The 18,663-nt window shown below is 65.3% G+C and carries 14 protein-coding genes and 3 pseudogenes; 6 read left to right on the forward strand and 11 right to left on the reverse strand.

Annotated features, from left to right (window positions below; translation table 11 throughout):
* Positions 1-6: 6 nt before the first annotated feature.
* From OCU_RS43595 to OCU_RS43640, 9 genes are all read right to left on the reverse strand, one after another.
* Positions 7-339 carry a hypothetical protein gene (locus OCU_RS43595; protein ID WP_036459506.1) on the reverse strand — a complete coding sequence of 111 codons (333 nt, stop codon included), beginning with the start codon at positions 337-339 and terminating at the stop codon, positions 7-9.
* Between the two features lie 172 nt (positions 340-511).
* Entirely contained in the window at positions 512-802 is a 291-nt protein-coding gene (locus OCU_RS43600; protein WP_225331029.1) for a hypothetical protein, read from the reverse strand.
* An 8-nt stretch (positions 803-810) separates the two neighbouring features.
* Positions 811-2,766: a hypothetical protein gene (locus tag OCU_RS51435; protein WP_014380829.1), complete on the reverse strand. Its 1,956-nt coding sequence runs from the start codon at positions 2,764-2,766 to the stop codon at positions 811-813.
* A gap of 9 nt (positions 2,767-2,775) precedes the next feature.
* Positions 2,776-3,078, reverse strand: coding sequence for an RNA 2'-phosphotransferase (locus OCU_RS43615; RefSeq protein ID WP_225331030.1), 303 nt, complete (start codon positions 3,076-3,078; stop codon positions 2,776-2,778).
* Between the two features lie 80 nt (positions 3,079-3,158).
* Entirely contained in the window at positions 3,159-4,679 is a 1,521-nt protein-coding gene (locus OCU_RS43620) for an adenylate/guanylate cyclase domain-containing protein (RefSeq protein ID WP_041787095.1), read from the reverse strand.
* 54 nt (positions 4,680-4,733) lie between these two features.
* Entirely contained in the window at positions 4,734-5,591 is an 858-nt protein-coding gene (locus tag OCU_RS43625) for a TIGR03619 family F420-dependent LLM class oxidoreductase (protein WP_014380831.1), read from the reverse strand.
* Complete coding sequence (locus OCU_RS43630) at positions 5,588-6,418, reverse strand: TauD/TfdA dioxygenase family protein (protein ID WP_014380832.1); 831 nt, start codon at positions 6,416-6,418, stop codon at positions 5,588-5,590. The genes OCU_RS43625 and OCU_RS43630 overlap by 4 nt, the downstream gene beginning before the upstream one ends.
* A gap of 3 nt (positions 6,419-6,421) precedes the next feature.
* Complete coding sequence (locus tag OCU_RS43635; protein WP_014380833.1) at positions 6,422-6,745, reverse strand: hypothetical protein; 324 nt, start codon at positions 6,743-6,745, stop codon at positions 6,422-6,424.
* On the reverse strand, positions 6,742-8,025 hold the full coding sequence (locus OCU_RS43640) for an aromatic ring-hydroxylating oxygenase subunit alpha (RefSeq protein ID WP_014380834.1): 1,284 nt from the start codon (positions 8,023-8,025) through the stop codon (positions 6,742-6,744). The genes OCU_RS43635 and OCU_RS43640 overlap by 4 nt, the downstream gene beginning before the upstream one ends.
* A gap of 96 nt (positions 8,026-8,121) precedes the next feature.
* Here OCU_RS43640 and OCU_RS43645 point away from each other — a divergent pair, with 96 nt between their 5' ends.
* The 4 genes and pseudogenes from OCU_RS43645 to OCU_RS51965 form a co-directional block, all read left to right on the forward strand.
* A complete protein-coding gene (locus OCU_RS43645; RefSeq protein ID WP_014380835.1) occupies positions 8,122-9,042 on the forward strand; it encodes a LysR family transcriptional regulator in 921 nt (306 codons plus the stop codon).
* 181 nt (positions 9,043-9,223) lie between these two features.
* A pseudogene (locus OCU_RS51955) lies at positions 9,224-9,907 on the forward strand (FHA domain-containing protein); the annotation flags it as partial.
* A 174-nt stretch (positions 9,908-10,081) separates the two neighbouring features.
* Positions 10,082-10,444, forward strand: a pseudogene (locus OCU_RS51960) (ATP-binding cassette domain-containing protein); the annotation flags it as partial.
* A 459-nt stretch (positions 10,445-10,903) separates the two neighbouring features.
* Positions 10,904-11,656 (forward strand): annotated as a pseudogene (locus OCU_RS51965) (ABC transporter permease); the annotation flags it as partial.
* 7 nt (positions 11,657-11,663) lie between these two features.
* On the opposite strand, the gene OCU_RS43655 reads toward OCU_RS51965, so the two are convergent.
* Positions 11,664-14,789, reverse strand: coding sequence for a serine/threonine-protein kinase (locus tag OCU_RS43655; protein ID WP_014380837.1), 3,126 nt, complete (start codon positions 14,787-14,789; stop codon positions 11,664-11,666).
* A 97-nt stretch (positions 14,790-14,886) separates the two neighbouring features.
* Positions 14,887-17,088: an acyltransferase family protein gene (locus tag OCU_RS43660; RefSeq protein ID WP_014380838.1), complete on the reverse strand. Its 2,202-nt coding sequence runs from the start codon at positions 17,086-17,088 to the stop codon at positions 14,887-14,889.
* 216 nt (positions 17,089-17,304) lie between these two features.
* Between OCU_RS43660 and OCU_RS43665 the strand changes: the two genes are divergently transcribed.
* Both OCU_RS43665 and OCU_RS43670 read left to right on the forward strand, forming a co-directional pair.
* Positions 17,305-17,745, forward strand: a complete 441-nt coding sequence (locus OCU_RS43665) for a nitroreductase family deazaflavin-dependent oxidoreductase (RefSeq protein WP_009954255.1) — start codon at positions 17,305-17,307, stop codon at positions 17,743-17,745.
* A gap of 123 nt (positions 17,746-17,868) precedes the next feature.
* The gene (locus OCU_RS43670) at positions 17,869-18,330 is read left to right on the forward strand and encodes a DUF1942 domain-containing protein (protein ID WP_014380839.1); all 462 of its coding nucleotides are present in this window, start codon (positions 17,869-17,871) and stop codon (positions 18,328-18,330) included.
* Positions 18,331-18,663: the final 333 nt, after the last annotated feature.

The raw sequence follows: 18,663 nt of genomic DNA on the forward strand, positions 1-18,663 counted from the left end.
CAGGTGTCATAACGGTTCGCCGATGTCAGGGAGTAAGGCGATGTCCTCTGGCTGGCCATTACGGAACATCGCTGCGAGGTCGCGGACGCGTCTCTTTGCCCAGTCAACATTGAATTGACTCAAAATCTGATACTCGTATTTGAAACGTTGCGCTCGGTCGCCGACTTGCTTAGCGGCATGGCTCGTAACCACCCCTTCGGTGTACCAGTAGAGAAGGTCATCGAGGCTGCCCGCCCGGTCGAAGCCGAGTTTTCCGCGCTCGTAGAAGGTGTAGTGGTAGGAACCGTCCTCGGCAACGAAAATGTTCAAACCATCGGTCGTCCGGAAGCCAACCGGCATGGGACGCACGCCGAGCCTTTCCGACAAACGATCGATTTCACTTTGAAGCGCCACAGATTTATCGTCTGAGGAGCGGTCCGTGATCATCATGGAAAGCAGTACCTAATAGCGCCTCGTTTACGCCATCTTCGCATGCGGTCGCTGCCCACTACTTTTGACTCCGGGTTCAAACTTAACGCATCTGAAAGGTGTAAAAATTGCCGATAGCCGTGAGTGATTGTTTCGTGAGAATCGGATGCCTTTCGTGCATCACAGCTTCGACATAGTCCCCAGCCTCATTGAGGCTCATGCGACTCCAGTCAGGCTCCACCCTCATCGCTTCGTTAAGAATCGCATGCACCCTCTCATTTGCAACCGTAGCCCTTGATCCGAAATGCTCCTCGAACTCAACTCCATTGCTACCGGGGTAACGGCGCAGATATAGAACAATCGCTTCATTGATGTCGATACCGTCATTCTCCAAGGTCCACCTCACCCATGCCTCTCAAAAATCGTTACTGCTTCTCCTGTGTCTGGATCGATCTGCACAATGCGGCTTATGTTAAGGTTTTCCATCAGACGAGGTATCTCAATATTTTGCCAGACGTTGCCTGGGCGCAAGTTGGAACCAATGATTGCGGTAACTTCTCCTTGCGCGTTTTCCGCGTATGCCGTCGAAGCATCGTCCCAGAACTGTACCGATACCGGATCATGGCGATTCCAGACTGGAAGCGGATCAATCCCGTTGTCCGCAAGCGTCATTTCTAACGTCCTGCCCCCAGTTCCATGAGCGATCAGTTCCGCTACCCCTGAGCCATCGGGACCAACTCCGATCCCGTCGGCAGTTCTGCCCGACCAGTAATATGCGGTATTTGGCTGTGTGGTCGTGATTTCTAGAAGCTGTTCGTACGACGGCAGACTTCCGGGCAGATAGTGACCCGCACTGTCCATTGGGTAAGGGCCATCACCATGGTTACCGTCCAGGATGGAATGGTCGGCCACAAAGGGATCGTGGTGCTCACCAATTGCGGCGGGAAGGTGATCGCCAGCACCTATCGGCGGATGGCTGCCGACGAGGTCGTGTGGGACAGTGGCGGCGGCATCGAGGTCGGCCAATTCCCCCGCACGTACGACGGCCGCTCCTTCGCCACCGAAGAGCATCGTGGGCAGCGTGGTGGCGGCGTCGGAGGTCTTGCCGCCCAAATAGTAAGCGAGGCTTGGGGAGTCTATTGCGCTCTTGATTTCCGTGAGCCCGGTGCCCACGGGGTTCAGGGCCGTCTCGGCGGTGCCTTTGAGCATCTGCTCCCATGACTTGAGCACACTTGGAGCTCCGGGGCCTCCCTGCCCGAAAAGGTTTTTGATCCCTTGCTCGGTAGCGAACCAACGGTCACTAAAGCCTTCGGAAAATCCCGGTGGCGGCGGGGCCTTCGGCTCGGGTGGAACGTAGTTGGGCATCCCGTTGTCGATCCACTGCTGTGTCTGGCTCACAACGTCATTCAGCCGCGCCTCGATCTGATTCGGCGCCACACCGTCGCGAATCATGGTCTGGCGCGCCATCGCCTTGAAGCTCTCGACATCTGCTGGGTTCAGCCGCGGCGGCGGGACACCGCCGCGCCCGGGTCCGGCAGGTCCAGCCGGCAACAGCATGTCTTGCAGCGACAGGGGCTTGCCAGCGGCGCCCCCGGGAACAGGCGGGCCCTTCGGCGAGGCACCGTCCGTGCCCGCGGTTGCAGGTCCGGCCGGCAACAACATGTCTTGCAACGACCGCGGCGGACCCACGGCGCCGGCGGGAACCGGCGGGCCCTTCGGCGAGGCGCCGTCCGGCCCAGCGTCTGCCGGGCCATCGGGCAACAACATGTCTTGCCACGTCCGTGGCTTGCGCCCTGCTGCCGGATTGGGCGGACCTTGCGGCGGTGCGCCACCACTTGGTGCATGACCGCCGGTATCCAGCGGGACTTCGCCCACGGCAAAGCGGACGGCGGTGGCAAGCTCGTGATCGGCACTGTGGGCGTGCACGTTCAACGCTATGAGCTGATCCTGCAGCAGCTGTTGTTGCGCGGCGAACTCTATGGGATCGAGCCCAATCCACGTGTCGCCCACGTCAATTCGCCAGTCCGGCGTGATGGTCCAGCCATTGGCCTCAGCGGCCCGCTCGATGTCCTCGAGTTCGCGCTTGCATGCGCGCACATCCCCCTCGGCGCGTGCCACCGCCGCGGCTACCTGCCGGGACTCCTGACCGTCGGCCTCGATGTCACGTCGAGCCTTACCGAGGTCAGCGCGAAACGCCTCTCCGGCTTCCCCCTGCCAGCCGCTGAGAACGTTATCCACCTGCTGGAGGTTCTCCCCCAACTGCTGCAAGGTGTTGGCGCGTCCGTTCGCGGTCTCAAACACCTTCTGGATCGCGCCGAGATCCCAACGCTTGACGTCATTGGGGGTCAGCTGCCCCACTCGTGACCCCTACTCCCGCACCGACCGAAAAGCTCGCGCCGACTCGTCCTCGTTGGTGAGGTAGCCGAGCATCGCCTCGGCGACGTGCGACCCCAGGCCGTCCACCTGCAGCTGGTGGTGGTCGTGGCGGGCCTGCCAGCGCGCCGAGAGCTCACCCAGCGCCAGCTCCGAGGATCCGATCCAGCCGGGCGCGGCCGCCGCAAGGCCGTCCTCATGGCTGAAGAAATCCAACGCGGCCTCGCCGATCGCGTTGAACATGTCGTTGCTGCCGACGTGCAGTGCGGCGGGATCGACCTTCAATCCATCTGCCACGAATGTCTCCTACGGCTCGCCGGGATTGCGCTCCGAATCTTAATTTGCTGCGTAGGACCGCGCACTTCACCTCTTGCGGGTCAAGGCGCTGACCAGCTTCTTTCTTCCAGAGTGAAGACCTGCACCGCTGCGGATTTGCCCTTGAGGGTGTGGGGCCCCCGATCGACGAGGCCGACAGGTCGAGAAGCCAGCGCATCGACGCACGACTGGGTGAGCAGGATCGCGTCGCCCGTCGTCTTGGTTAGCTGCTCGACGCGCGCGGCTACGTTGACGGCGTCACCGATCAGCGTGAACTCGAGCTTGCCTCCCCCGCCGATGGTGCCGGCAATTACCACCCCGGTGTTGATCCCGATGCCGATCCGCAGTGCTCCGCCGAAGCGCTCCGCGACCAGCCGCTGGATCCCGACAGCGACATGTACCGCGGCATCGGCGTGTGCCGCAAGGTCGTTCGGTGCGCCGAAGACGGCGAGGGCTCCGTCGCCAAGGAACTTGTTGACGTGCCCCCCGGCGCGGACGACGGCGGGCACGACGATCTCGAACAGCGAGTTGAGCCGGGCGACGGTGTCCTCGGCGGTATTGGCTTCGGCGAACGGGGTGAAATCGCGAATGTCGATGAACATCACGGTCACCTCGCGGCGCTCACCAGTAAACACGTCGTCGCCCTGTTCGAGCAGCCGCGCCGCTAGCGCCGGATCGACGTAGGTGCCGAACGCGCTCTGAAGCCGTTGCCGCTCAGCCAAACCCGCCTGCATGCGGTTGAATGACGCGGCGAGGGCGCCGAGGTCGTCGTCCTGGACGACGGGTAGGCGCTGGCTATAGTCCCCTGCCGCAACGCGTTCGGCGCCCTCGGCGAGGTCGCGGATGGGTTGCAAAGACCTCGAGAATCCGAAACCGACGGTCACCGGCACCGCGAAGGCAACCGCCATCGCGCCTCCGATCAGGATCGAAAGGATCGGGGCGGCAGTGACATTGGACACTCCGGCGAGCAATGCTCCCCCGGTGGCGTACGCGAACGTGGCGGCGACCACCGACACGTTCGATCGCCGGGCGAAAGTCGGGCGGGCGCGTGGCAGCGAATCGCCAAGCTCCGTGTCACCGGCGAGGGCGATCCTGGCTGGGCGGAACGCTCCCTCCACGATGTTGTGATAGGCGACCAGCTGGATCGCCGCCACCACCACAGTGGCCACGATCCCGTATTGCACCAGCCGTGTCCCACCCGCCCCGACCATCGCACCGACGACGACCGCCAACGTGGCGGCCCAGACAGCGGCGCCCCAGACCGCTCGGACAGTCGCCCTGCGAGCGTAAACATAGGTGCCCTGCAACGCTGCCACCCGATCGACGTGGTGGCCGGCCGCCCATTGCTCCGCAGGGCGCACCCACCGGCGCCCCGGGAGTATGAAGATGCACGCAAGCACCACGACCGCGCCGATGGTGACGGACCCGACCTCGATGTAGCGGCCGGACTTCTCGAACGCGACGATTGGCAACGATATGAGTACGGAGTAGATCGGGAGCGAAATGACAAACGCAAGCACCCAACACGCCAAGAGATAACGCGGACCAAACCGATCCCACGTCCACTGTAAGAAGCGGTCCATGCCAGGAGATTAAGCGTCTCGCATCTACGACGCGGCCGTTCTGATGCTGCCTGGTCAGAACGTTTTGCCGTGCAACTCTGCCAGCGCGTGAATCTGTTCGAGGTAGTGCTCAAGCGAATGGTGGATGAACCTGGCCGACAACGTGGTGGTCCCGGCGGCGGCGATGGTGTGCAGCGCGTCTTCGGTTTTCGCCGGCTCACCCACCGGGTCCAGTGGCTGGTCCGCGGGCAAGACGACCTCGAAGCCGTCCGGCAGCTCTCGCGCCCGCAGCCACTCGGCGGCGGTGGCAATGGACACGTAGTACGGACACCAGCCGTCGGCGAGCGTGAGCGCACGGCGCAACGACCGCTTGGTGCGCCCGCCGACCCAGATCGGCATATGTGGCTGCAGCGCACAGGGATCGATGGTGAGCCCACCGAACGAGTAGTACTCGCCGTCATACACCGGCTCGTTGGTGGGCAACGCCGCCCGCAGCGCCTTCAGGGCGTCGTCGGCACGAGCACCGCGGTCGTCGAACGGCGCGCCCAGCAGGTCGAATTCCTCCCTGAGGCTCCCGACGCCGACGCCCAGGATCACCCGGCCGCCGCTGACGTGATCCAATGTGCCATAACGCTTTACGATCGCGAGCGGGTGGTGATAGCCAAGCACCAGGGTCATCGTGACGAGCCGAATCCGGCTGGTGCGCGCCGACACGTAGCCGAGCGTGGCCAGCGGGTCCCAGTACCGGGAGCCGCGGCGGGCGGCCTCGGTCGACGGTATGCCGATGTGCTCGCTGCAGGTGAGGTGGTGATAGCCAAGGCCGTCCGCCGTTTCGGCGACGCGACCGATGTCTTCGATGGTGGCCGTCTTCTCCCACGTCAACGCCGCGCCGGCGACGTTCGTGACGACGGGTGTAGCGATGCCGAGTTTCAATCCAGCGGCTCTTCACCGGCAAGGACCGTGCGGTGCATGAGCCGACCGCTGTCAGCGGCATACGGCAGCGCCCGGTGCATGGTCCCGGTGTTGTCCCACATGAGCAGGTCGCCCAGCTGCCACTCGTGGCGGTAGACGTAGCGCGGCTGAGTCGCCCAGTCACGAAGGCGCGCAAGCAATGCGCGGCTTTCTTCCACCGGCAGGTCGATCACGTAATCCGCCGTCGCACCGAGCAGCAACGACTTACGCCCCGATCGGTGAGTCCACACCATGGGGCAGGATTTCGTAGGCGATTTCTGCCAGAACGCGATCTCCTCGTAGCTCATCTCGGGTCGCACGTAGTACTGCGAGCGCTCCGCGCTATGCACCACCCGAAGGCCGGCGATCGTCTCCTTGTCGGCCTCCGGCAACTCCTCGTAGGCCGCGTAGGTGTTGCAGAACTCGGTCTGACCGCCGGAGTCGGACAATTTCATGGCGCGCAACAGCGTGGCCAGATTCGGATAGGGCTGCAGCGAGCCGTCGAAATGCCAGAATAGCGAGCCTTTCAGGTACTCGGCGCGCTGATTGACGTTCGTGTCGAGCGAGATCTTGTAGATCCCGCCCTCACCCTCGTTCTGCACAATGCTGCCAAGGGTTTTCGCGATGGTGACCTGCTGTTCGTCGCTGATCTGCAGTCCGCGAAAGAAGACCACCCCGCGCTGCTCGAGGATCGCGCGGATCGCCTCGGCTTCGCGACCACTGAGCAGCGTGTCGAGATCGGTCTTGATCTCGCTGCCGATCAACGGTGTGCAGTCGATGACGTCGAGTCGTGTGGTGGACAGTCCCATGCGTCAGCTCAATCTCGTGAGAATGGTCTTCGCCGAATGCTTTACCCGCGGCTGCCTCCACAGCTCCACCGCCAACGAGACCGTGATCAGCGAGTACAGCAGATTGCGCAGGTTCGCGACGTCCTCGGGCAGCGGCTCGGCATAGTCGAACTTGTCGATGTAGGCGACCGCGTCCTCGGCGTGCGGAAAAACCTCGTCGTAGAACGCCTGTATCTCGGCCATGGAGCTGTTCACACGCTTCACGTAGCGCTCATGCCCATCCTCGATGGCCCATTCGGGCACCAGGTGCTCGAGTTGCGAGAACTCGTGCGGCAAAAGGGCGTTCATCGGCCGGCCTTCGCCTTCTCGCCGGCCGCCACATAATCGCCCACCACCTTGTGCAGGTGACGCAGCAGGATCTCCTCGTCATTCATCGTGAAATGCGTGAGCGCACCGCTGTTCAGCATCGCCTGCAACCCTTCCGACGGGCTCGCGTCTTCCAGGATGATGTCGTTGAGGAAGGTAACGGTGAGCTCTTGGCCCAGCCGTTCTTTGTGCGTCTTGGGCGGCTGGTAGAACATCTCGACTTCGAAGATGTGCGAGTGCGGGCCCGTCGGCCAGTGCGTGTGCGTACTGAAACCGGACGAACCGAAGATCAGCACGAAGTTGGGGAAGAACTGGAACGAATCGAAGCCGTACTTCTCCGAACGAGTCGGATTGAGCCCGGGCGGCATCGGGCCGCGATCGGTCCGCTTGTTCCACGGGCCGGCCGCGCTCGCCTCCATCACGCATTCAATGGGCTTGGAGTACGGCGTCTTCTGCGACGGCTCGCCGGCGAAGGAAAACATCCGGTGCGGACCCTTGAGCCGGTAGGCCAGCGCGTCGGTGAACGGGTTCGGCTGGTCGAAGGCGTCTCGCGCCTCCGCGGTGAGGGCGCCGAACGAGGACGCGTGCAGATACGGCCCGTGGTAACTTTCGGCGAATCCGTCGACGAAAATCTTCCAGTTGCACTGCAATTCGACCTTGAACCGATACACCTGGTGTGGCCCCGCAAACGGATAGCCTTCGATGCCGTGAGCCAGCTCGCCGAGGTAGGACCGCAGCGGCTCGGTGTTGTGCGGGTCGAGGTTGACGAAGACGAACCCCTCCCACACCTCGCATTGAATCGCCGGCACCCGACAGCTCTCGGCGTCGAAGTCGAGCAGCAGATCCTTGCGGGTGGCCGCGTGCAGCGAGCCGTCCAACTTGTAGCGCCAGCCGTGGAATCGGCAGTACAGCACCGGGGCGCGACCTTGCACCTCTTCGAACGGGTCGTCTTCCCACAGCATCTTGTTGCCGCGGTGCGGACAGATGTTGTGGAAGGCGCGGATCACGTCGTCCTTGCCGCGAACGATGATGATCGACGTGTCGAGGAATCTCAGCTCGCGGGTGAAGTAGCTTCCCGACTTCGGCACCCGCTCAACCCGTCCGACGTAGAGCCAGGTTTTTTTGAAGACGTGCTCGCGTTCCTTCTCGTAGAACTCTTCTGAGACACAGTCCTCGAGTGACACTGGGCCACGGCCCAATTCGGGATAGTCATCCGTCCAGTGCCCGCTCGACGGCTTCGTGACCAAGACGTCCTGACTCATCGGGCCCTCCTCCGCCTCTCGGCCGAAGGTAGCACTTGACCAAATGCGCAAATAGGCCTTCAATTGCAACACCCTGTTGCAATTTTGGAACACCACGTGGAGCAGAACCTGCCGTTCGACCTCGATGCCTTGCTCGTATTCGGCAAGGTGGTCGAGTGCCGCAGCCTGTCGAAGGCGGCCGCGCTGCTGGGCATGCCCAAGTCCACCGTCAGCCGCAAGCTCAGCAAGCTCGAGGCGGACCTCGGGATCAAGCTGCTGCGCAAGAACACGCACCAGCTCACCGTCACCGACCTTGGCGAGAAGATCTACAGCCACGGCGTGAACATCTTGGCCGAGGCCAACGGGGTGCGGGCGCTGGTGGAAGGCAGCAAGCTCGAGCCGCAGGGTGAGTTGCGCGTTGCCATCCCGGTCTTTGTCGGCATCGACTACGCATCGCGAGTCGGCGCCAAATTCCTGAAGCAATATCCCCAGTCGCGGCTGGATATCCGCTTGGTGGACAACGTCGTTCATCCCGTCCACGACGGGTTCGACGTGGTTTTCGGCACGGGGCCGCTGCAGGACTCGACGCTGATCGCGCGCAAGGTCTTCAGCCTCGAACTGTTCCTTTGTGCATCACCGGAGTTCATACGGGAACTCCCCGAACCCATCACCGCTCCCACCCAATTGGATACCGTGCCGTTCATCGACTGCGGAGTCAGCGAGGGACCGCGCAGGCTCACCGTCGCCAAGAACAAGCGGCGCCATGAGCTCTCGCCGACGGTTCGGGCGCGAGCCAACAATTTTCAGGTGTGCAAGCAGTACATCCTGAACGGGCTCGGTGTCGGTGCGATGCCGAGCCAGATCATCGTCACCTCCGAGTTGCGGGACGGCAGCATCGTGCCGGTGCTGCCCGAATGGCGCCTCGAGCAGCTTGACGTCTACATGATCCATCCCTTCCAGCTCTCGTTCTCCACGTTGATCAGCGCGTTCTACGAGACGGCGTGCGACATCATCACCGAGAACACCGCGCGAAGCTGAGGCGGCAAAACCGGCCGTCTGCACCTATAAAGCGAAAAAGTGAGCGTTTGCTGGCGGCGAGTCCAATACTTAGGTGATGAGTAGGCCTGCACCGCCCGTGCTGACGGTTCAATCGGAGTGGTCACAGCGCAGTTTCGCGCCGGGCCACGACATCGTGGTCGGAAGTGACCTCCGCGCCGACATGCGCGTCGCCCATCCGCTGATCGCCCGCGCCCACCTCCTGCTGCGCTTCGACGGGGCCAAATGGATCGCGATCGACAACGGTTCGCCCTCCGGCATTTTCGTCAATGGTCACCGGGTACGGGCCGTCGACATCCACGATCGCCAGAGCCTCAACCTCGCCCGGCCCGACGGGCCGCGTCTGAGCTTTGGGATCGGCCGGCACGACGGGGCGGTGGGCCAACTACCGCCCACCCTGGAGGCGGTGCCGGTGATCGCGCCGCCGGGCGCCCCGAAGACCGCCCGTCCGGAACCGCCACGGCGGCCCGGCGTCCCGCCGCCCCGCATCGCGCGACCGCAACCCGCCCCGCCGCGCTACCCGCCGGCCGGCCAGCCCCCGCGCGCTCCCCACCCGGCGCCGCAGCCGGCGGGGCTCCAGCCGCTCACCGAGATCGGGGCACAGACCCTTGAAGCCTCGGGCTTCGACAGCGCCAACCTGCGGCGCGCCGTGCAGCGGTCACGTTCGAGGCTCGGGGCGCCCCCCGCGGGGGCGGCGGTCATCGGCCGCGCGGAAGACAGCGACATCGTCATCTCGGACGTCTTGGCGTCGCGCCATCATGCCTACTTGGTGCCGGGCCCCACCGGCATGGAGATCCACGACGCGCAAAGCATCAACGGGACTTTCGTCAACGGCACCCGCATCTTGTCGGCACCGCTCACCGAGGGTGACGTGGTCACGATCGGCAACGTCGACCTGGTTTTCAACGGTGAAATCCTGCTGCGCCGCGCCGAAGCGGCCACCCGCACCGGCGGGCTGGAAGTGCGGGAGGTCGACTTTCACGTCGACAACAAGCGGCTGATCCAAAAGGTGTCCCTGACGGCGCGGCCCGGGACGCTGACCGCGCTCATCGGTGGGTCGGGAGCGGGCAAGAGCACGTTGTCCCGGCTGATCGCCGGCGCCACTTGTCCGACCTCGGGCTCGATCACGTTCGAGGGCCACGACATCCACGCCCAGTTCGCGTCGTTGCGCAGCCGGATCGGGATGGTGCCCCAAGACGACGTCGTGCACCGCCAGCTCACGGTGACCCAGGCGCTGAACTACGCGGCCGAGTTGCGGCTGCCGACCGACACCAGCAAGTCCGACCGCGCACAGGTCGTCGCGCAGGTCATCGAGGAACTCGGCTTGACCAAGCACGCCGACACGCGAGTCGACAAGCTGTCCGGCGGGCAGCGCAAGCGCGCCTCGGTGGCCCTGGAACTGCTCACCGGGCCGTCGCTGCTGATCCTCGACGAGCCCACGTCGGGCCTGGACCCCGCATTGGACCTGCAGGTCATGACGATGCTTCGGCAGCTGGCCGACGCCGGCCGCGTCGTGCTGGTGGTGACGCACTCGCTGAGCTACCTCGATCTGTGCGACCAGGTGTTGCTGATGGCGCCGGGCGGCAAGACCGCCTACTGCGGTCCACCCGGCGACATCGAAGCGACCATGGGAACCACCAACTGGGCCAAGATCTTTGGAATGGTGGGCGCGGACCCCGACGAAGCCAACCGTCGATTCCTGGCCCAAGCCAAACCGCCGCCTCCTGTATCCGACGCGGACAAGCCGGCCGATCTCGGCGCTCCGGCGCGCTCCAGCACCTGGCGTCAATTCTCGACGATCGCCCGCCGCCAGGTCCGGCTGATCGTCGCCGATCGCGCCTACTTCATCTTCCTGGCGCTGCTGCCGTTCGTGATGGGCGCGCTGGCGCTGACCGTTCCCGGCTCGACGGGATTCCGCGTGGCCGATCCGAACGGCGACGGGTCCGACGAGCCCGGATCGGTGTTGATGTTGCTGACCATGGCCGCCGTCTTCATGGGCACCGCGCTGACGATCCGCGATCTTATCGGCGAGCGCCCGATCTTTCGCCGCGAACAGGCGGTCGGCCTGTCGACCAAGGCCTATCTGCTCGCGAAGATGGCGGTCTTCTTTGTGTTCGCCATCGTCCAGTCGACGATCGCGACCACCATCACCATTCTGGGGAAAGGCGCGCCGACCCGGCCGGCCCTGCTCCTTGGCAGCGCCACACTCGAGCTGTACGTCGCCACCGCCGCCATGTGCGTGGCCGCGGCGATGATCGGCCTGGTCCTGTCCTCGCTGGCGCGCTCGAACGAGCAGATCATGCCGCTCCTGGTGGTGTCGCTCATGTTGCAGCTGGTGCTCTGCGGTGGGATGGTCCCGGTCACCGACCGGATCGGGCTGGACCAGATGTCCTGGGCGGTCCCCTCCCGTTGGGGGTATGCGGCGCAGGCCTCGACGGTCGACTTGTGGACGATCGAGCCCGGGCCGCTCGCCCCGAAAGACCGCCACTTCAAACACACGGCGGGGACATGGCTGTTCGACGTCGGCATGCTGGTGTTGCTGACGGTCGTGTACGCGGGAATCGTGGGGTGGCGCAGCCGGCTCAAGCGCCATTGATCCGTCGCTAGACGAAGTCCAAAGCCTCGACCGTCGCGACGGGGCCCTCATGGGTGGGCCGGTTTGCACCGCCAATGCAGTACACGGTGTTGCCCACCGCCGCGACCGCCTCAGCGTGACGCGGCGTCGGCAGCGGGGGCAGCGTGGACCACTTCGCATTTGCGATGTCGTACATTTCTGCGACTCCCAACACCTGGGTTGGTTCCTCACCACCGACCGCCACGATTCGGCCATCGATGAACGCGGCGCCGTAACTTCCACGCGGAGTTGGCATGTCGACCAACTTGGTCCAGGTCCCTGCTTGGGGATCGAACCGTTCGAACGCCGCGGAATTCTTGTCGGCGGACAGGAACCTCCCGCCGACCGCGTACATGTAGGTGCCGTCGGACGCCGCGGCCAAGTGTTCGCGCGGGGTAGGCATGTTGGCCGCGTCGCGCCACGAGCTGCCGTCGAAGACCTCGGTCTGGCCGACGAGCTGCTTGGCGTTCTGTCCGCCGGCGACGACGAGCTTGTCACCGACCACCGCGGCCGCCGGTGCCGCCCGCGCGTGGCTGAGGCCGGCCAGCTCCACCCAATTGCCGCCGCGCAACGCGAACACCTTGGTGGACGCCTGCGTGAGGTCGCCGCTGGCGCCGCCGAGGACCACCACCTCGTTGCGATACGTGGCCGCGGCGGCGTGGTGGAGCGGGACGGGCAGCGGGGGTTGGGCTTGCCAGGCGCCGGTGCGCGGGTCGTAACTCTCGACCGTCTGAAGTGCGACTCCGTCGCGCAGTCCGCCCACGATCCAGATCTTGTCGCCCAGCACGGTCCACGCCGTCATCAGCCGGGGTGTGGGCGCGTCGGGTAGCGAACGCCACTGCGCGGCCGGCTGGGCCAGGCGTGGCGGCACCTGTAACGCCTCGGCCGTCGCGGTCACCTGGTCGTCACCGACGGCCGTCGACCCCCCGACGGCGTAGATGGACTTCCCCACCGCATCGACCGCCATGCCATGGCGCGCAGTCCCCATGTCCGGCAAGCCATCCCACGTCTTCGTCGACAGATCGAACACCGCCACGCTCTTGAGAACTTGCCCCGCCGACTGACCCCCGGCGGCGACCAGGCGCCGGTCCGCGATCGCCACGCCAAGGTCACTGCGAGGCTGGGGAAGGTCGGGCAATTTCATCCAGGTTTTCGCGGCCGGGTCGTACGCCTCGACCGCTACCAGGTCGGCGTTCCCGTTGGTCCCGCCGACCGTGTACACCAGCTTCCCGTCCGAGGCCGCGGCCAGCATCTGTCGCGGGGTCGGGATGGGGGTGCCGAGGGTCCAGGCGTTGCCGTCGAAGATCTCGGTGGAGTTCAGCAGCGCTCCGTTGGCGTCGACGCCGCCGGTGACGATGATGCGGTCACCCACCACGGCCGCCGCCGCTGCCGCGCGGGGCTGCAACAGGTGGGGCAGCTCCACCCAGTGGCTGTTGACCACGCGCCAAACCTGGTCGCTGGCAACCTTTTGCGCGCCCGCGGCGCGCCAGCCGCCGAGCACGATCGGGTTTCCCTGCCACGTCACGGCCATGGCCTGTTGAACCGGGACCGGGAGATCGTCGCCGCTCTTCCAGCTGTCGATGACGGGGTCATACCCCTCGTGGTTTGCGACGACGGCGTGGTTGCTGCCGATTCCGCCGAATATCCAGATCGTGCCGTCGGCCTGGGTGGTTGCCGCCGCGTCGCGTGCGATGCGCGCGTTCGTGATCGGCTGCCACTTCACCGACGCCTGGCTCGGCTGGCTCGCGGCGGCCTGGGGGTGCCGCTTGCCGTGCGTCAGCAGCACGTAGACGCCGCTGCCCAGCACCAACACGGCCACCACGATCGCGACGGCGATCAGCGCCGCGGTGGCGCGGCTTCGTTTCGCTTTCGACGGTTTCGGCCACGCCACCGCGCCGGTCGCCAATCCGCGCGGCGTATCCGGAACACGGTCGGCAGAACTCGTCGGCGCGATCGCGTCGGTGACACTTGTCTGTTCGGGGATCATCTGGGTGGGCTCGGACGTGTTTGGGCCGCGCGAGACAGCGGGTGCGCGGCCCGGCTGCTGGCGACCGGGCGGCCGTGACGGCGGATGCGGTGGCGTCGAGGTGGTGCGATCTCCCAGCGCATTCATCAGCGAGGTGGCACTTTCCGGGCCGGCGATCCGTGGGCCCGGTTTGGCGATCCTCGGCGGTCTCGGCACCGGCCGCGCGATGCGCCCCGAACCCGCACCCGCGGCGGTAATCGCCATGGAATCGGGCTTTAATCCGTTGCGGCGCAGGCTCTCCTGCAATTCGCGGCCGAACTCCGCCGCTGACGCCGGCCGTTCGGCCGGATCGAACCGCATCGCTTTTTCGATCGCCGAACAGACCGCGTCGGGGATCCCATTGGGGCGCAGGTCCGGGACCCGCGTGCTTTTGATCCGGGTGTACTGCGCGAGGAGGTCTTCGCCGCTGCGGCGCTCGTATGCGGCGTTGCCGGCGATGAGCGCATAGAGCGTGGCACCGAGCGAGTAAACATCGGTCTCGACCGTCGCCGGATCGCCGGTCATGACCTCGGGCGCGAGGAAATCGACTGTGCCGGAAAACAACCCGGACGCCGTTTCATAGCCTCCAGCGACGTGCGCCGTCCCGAAATCGGTGAGCTGCGGTTCGCCGTAGTCGTTGACGAGAACGTTCGCGGGCTTGATATCGCGGTGCAAAGTTCCTGTCAGGTGAGCGGTTTCGAGCGCCCCGCACAATTTCACACCGATCCGCATCGCTTCGGGCCAGGCGATCGGCCCCTCTCGCTGCACCCGCAGGCCCAGGGAACCGGCGGCGCAGTACGACATCACGATGTAAGGCCGGCCGCCCGCGGTGACGCCGACGCGCAGAATGTTGACGATGTTCGGATGGCCCGATAGGCCGCCCATGGCGTAGCCCTCGCGGAGAAATCGTTCGCGACTCTCGTCGTCGCCGAAGGTCGGCAACACCTTGATGGCGACGTTGCGACCCAGCGCAGTCTCGCGACAGCGATACACCACGCCGGCGGCGCCTCGAGCGATCTGGCGCGCGTTGTCGAATCCGGCGGCAGCCAACTCCGCGACGATGTCGCTCGGTCCCGGCGCCCGGGGGCGAGCCTTGGGTCTTTCAGCCATTTCGTGGCCTCAACTTCCCAGGCAACTGATGATCGAGTTAAGGGTAGCGAACATGAGCGCACCGGCTGAACGGTTCCGGTGAGGATCGTCGCAAAGCTCAGCCGGGGAGCAGCGCGCGATCGGCCAGCGCGCCCATCACCGGCGCCAGTTCCCGGGCGTATTCGAACGTCAGATGGTTGGCGTCGTGGAACACCACGGTGTTGCCGACGATGACCGGGCACCGGTCCAAGGTGCAGAACAGCTCGGTGAGGTCGGCGTACTGTCCGCCGCCGGCTTTGGTGGCCGCCGCCTCGGCGGCGATGCCCGGATCGTTCACCGCCGTCGATCTCGGCGGCGCGCAGGCCGTCGCGTCATCGAGGTGACCGGACAGGCAGGTCGGCACCAATGCGTGCGGATCCGGGGCCGGCCCGAGCACCAGCACCTTGGCACCGGTACCGCGCAGCTGCTGGACGAGTCGGGTCAGGCTGCCGAGCCAGGCCGAGTCGTATGACGTGACACCGGCCGGAAAGTCGTAACGGTCACCGTATTTGCGCCACAGGCTCAACACGACCAACTGTGGATGCTGGTTGCGCAGGCGGGCGACGACCAGATCGCGCCACTTGTCGCACTCGGTGAATTCCCGGCGCAGGAACGGGTTGATGATTGGCAGGTCCAGCATCGGGCAGCCGCCTTTGGTCAGGGCCTCCAGCCGCCAGTGCCGCCGCCCGGTGACCTGCTGGAATGCAGGGATCCACATCGCTGCGGTCGAGTCACCGACCAGGGCGACGCCGGTCTTCGACGCCCTGTCGCCGCTGATGCACTCGGGCTGATCGGCCTCCAAAAAATTGCGCAAGCAGCCCTTGAAGTAGGCGATCGGGTTTTCGGCTGAAGCAGCGCCGATCGATGGGTCGAGATTCGACGGGACTGCCTTGAGATCGGCGGATACCGCGACCATCGTCTGCACTTGCGCAAACGCGTACTGCACCGCCGCGTCGTACGCGTCGAGGCTGTCACCCGCCGGTGGTATCGGCCCGGTGACTTTCAGCGCCGCCGCCGGGGCACCGTGACCGACGGGGGCGGGGATCGCCACCAACAACGCCGCGCCCACGCATACCGCCACCGCGGTCGCACCGCCACCGAGCAACAGGCTGCGGAACGCGGACCGGCGCACGAAAGGGGCGAAGCGGAGCGGGTTTTCGATGAAGCGCAGGGTGAGCACGGCCAGACCGCCGGATATCGCGACCGTCGCCAGCCTGCCCACCAGTCCCAGCGGATGGCCCAGCAACGGCGGCGCGAGCAACAACACGGGCCAGTGCCAGAGATACCACGAATACGAAATTCGGCCGATGGCTCCGATCGGCGACCACGCCAAAAGGTGCCCGCACCCTCGGGTGGGGTGGACACAGCCCGCGCCGATCACGAGTGCGGTGCCGAGCACGGGCAGCAGGGCGGCCGTGCCCGGGTAGGGCGTCATCACGCTCAAGACCGTGCAACCCAGCAGGATCAGTGCCAGGCCCGCCCATCCCGCGATCGCGGCGGGCAGCGCCGCCAGCCGGCGCCACTGGGTGGTCGTCAGGGCCACCAGGCCGCCCACGGCCAACTCCCACGCCCGGGTGGGCAGTGAAAAGAACGCGACGGAAGGCACGATCGGGGTGGCCAGCAGCGACGCGGCAAACGACAGGACGGCGACCAGCGCAAGGACCAGGAGATAAGGACGCTCGGACGACACGCCCGTGGCGCGCCGACGCCGCCGCCGGATGGCCCAGGCCGTACCGATGATGACGGCCGGCCACACCAGGTAGAACTGCTCCTCGACGCCCAGGGACCAGTAGTGCTGGAACGGCGACGGCGGCGTGTAGGCAAGTTGGTAGTCGATGCCGTGGAAGACGAACCAGTAGTTGCCGATGTACAGCGCGCTGGCGATGCCGTCACCGATGACGCCCTCGGCTTGCAATGGGGGCAACAGGATCGCCGAGGCGATCGCGGTGACAACGCCCACCGCAGCCGATGCCGGCAGCAGCCGGCGGGCTCGCGCCCCGTAGAAGCGGCCCAGCCGGACGGTGCCTGCAGTGCTTACCTCGCGGTAAAGCATTCCGGTGATGAGGAATCCCGAGATGACGAAGAACACGTCGACGCCGGTGAACCCACCGCCCACGCCGGGCACGCCGGCATGAAAGAGCACGACGGCCAACACCGCGACGGCACGCAGGCCTTCGAGGTCTTGGCGAAATGCCGGCTTCGGCGGACGCAGGCCCCGCGCTTGCGTGACGGGGCTGACGCTCTCAACGTCTGCCATCGTCACCAACTGGGTGAAGGGCAACTCTCGAGAATGGTAGATACATGCGAAATCGCGACGGGGGCAGCTATGTCAGTATCTGCGCCAATTACCGTCTGACCCCCCTTGACCCCAACCGCCCCTTCAGTCCGAGGTGACTATAGCTATCTCCGCGGCCATGTGCGGATATACGTCCGAATTGCCTCCCGCTTCGAGGAACCCCCTGGCAAATACCGGCGCCGCCGAGCGAGACTGACAGCTATGAGTTTCGTGGAGGAAAAGGTGCTTCCGCAGCTGCTGCGAGTGCACGACACGGTGTATCAAAAGACGAACGGCTGGATCGGTCATCGCGCGCTGTGGATACCGAGCCTGCTGCTGCATACCGTCGGCGCGAAGACCGGTAAACGACGCACGACGTCGCTGACCTATGCCCGCGACGGTGACAAGTATCTGGTCGTCGCCTCCAAGGGCGGCGCCCCCGAAGCCCCCGGCTGGTACCACAACCTGAAAGCCAACCCCGACGTCGAGATCAACGTCGGGCCACGGCGTTTCGCCGTCACCGCGCGACCGGTGCTGCCCGATGACCCCGACTACCCGCGGCTATGGCAGATCGTCAACAACAACAACCAAAACCGCTACGTGGAGTATCAGAAGCGGACGTCACGACCCATCCCGGTGGTCGTCCTGAGTCCGAAAGGCTAGAACGATTCACCCTCTGACCTCGCCCGAGCAGGTTTGAAACCGGCGAGTCTGGATACCTCCCGGGGATGTCGAGTAAGCGGCTAGCGCTTCTTGACCGCAGGGACCTAGGGAAGGGGTTTTGCCATGGTGCTCTCCAAGGTTGCCATGAAGACGACGGCGGCCGCCGCCGGCATCGCGACGGCGGGAATTCTGATGGCGTCGCCGGCGCTGGCGGATCCGCAAGTCGTAGCGTTTGGCCAATCCGCAGAGATTCCGAGCGCAAACGGCGCAGAAGCCATCAACTACACCGTGAACAACTTGCAGCCCAGCGGCCACAACGATGGCATCTGGTACTCCGACGTCACGGCCACAGGTGTGCGCGGTAACGCGACTCCGGTCATTGCCGACTTCAACGCGCGTGCCGTCAACAGCTCGACCTACGCGGTCATGAAAGGGCATGAAGTAGACGGCCTGCCGAACCAGCCGATCGCGCCGGGCGCCCAGGCGACCGGGCGGCTCTACTTCGACGTTCGAGGCGGCACGGCGCCGGACAGCGTTGTCTACCGGGATGCCGCCGGCGTCGACAAGGTCGTCTGGAAGAGCTAGCGAGTAGGTGAGCTTGGACCGTGACCGCGGGAGGGTTCCCCGTGTTCACTGAGCACGTCACCACTGCCGGAATAGCAGACTTCGCCTAGGGCGTCCGGTTGGTGTCATGCCTCGGGTGCCGACGAGGTCGGTCTGCCCAACGTGGCTACTGCTGACTTTGAAAACCGGACAAGGCTTAGGGCTCTGGCTAGCTGATTTTGACTTTCGCGCATCGAATCCGATTCGCTGCCGGACGCAGGCCGGGGTCTAGAGGGGGCGGGCGGCGATCGAGTACATCGGCGCGACAGCTTCGGCCGTTGTTGGCGGGGCGCGCGCCGTCGGGCATTGTTGGGC

This window comes from Mycobacterium intracellulare ATCC 13950, from assembly GCF_000277125.1.
In the GTDB taxonomy this organism is placed as follows: Bacteria; Actinomycetota; Actinomycetes; order Mycobacteriales; family Mycobacteriaceae; genus Mycobacterium; species Mycobacterium intracellulare.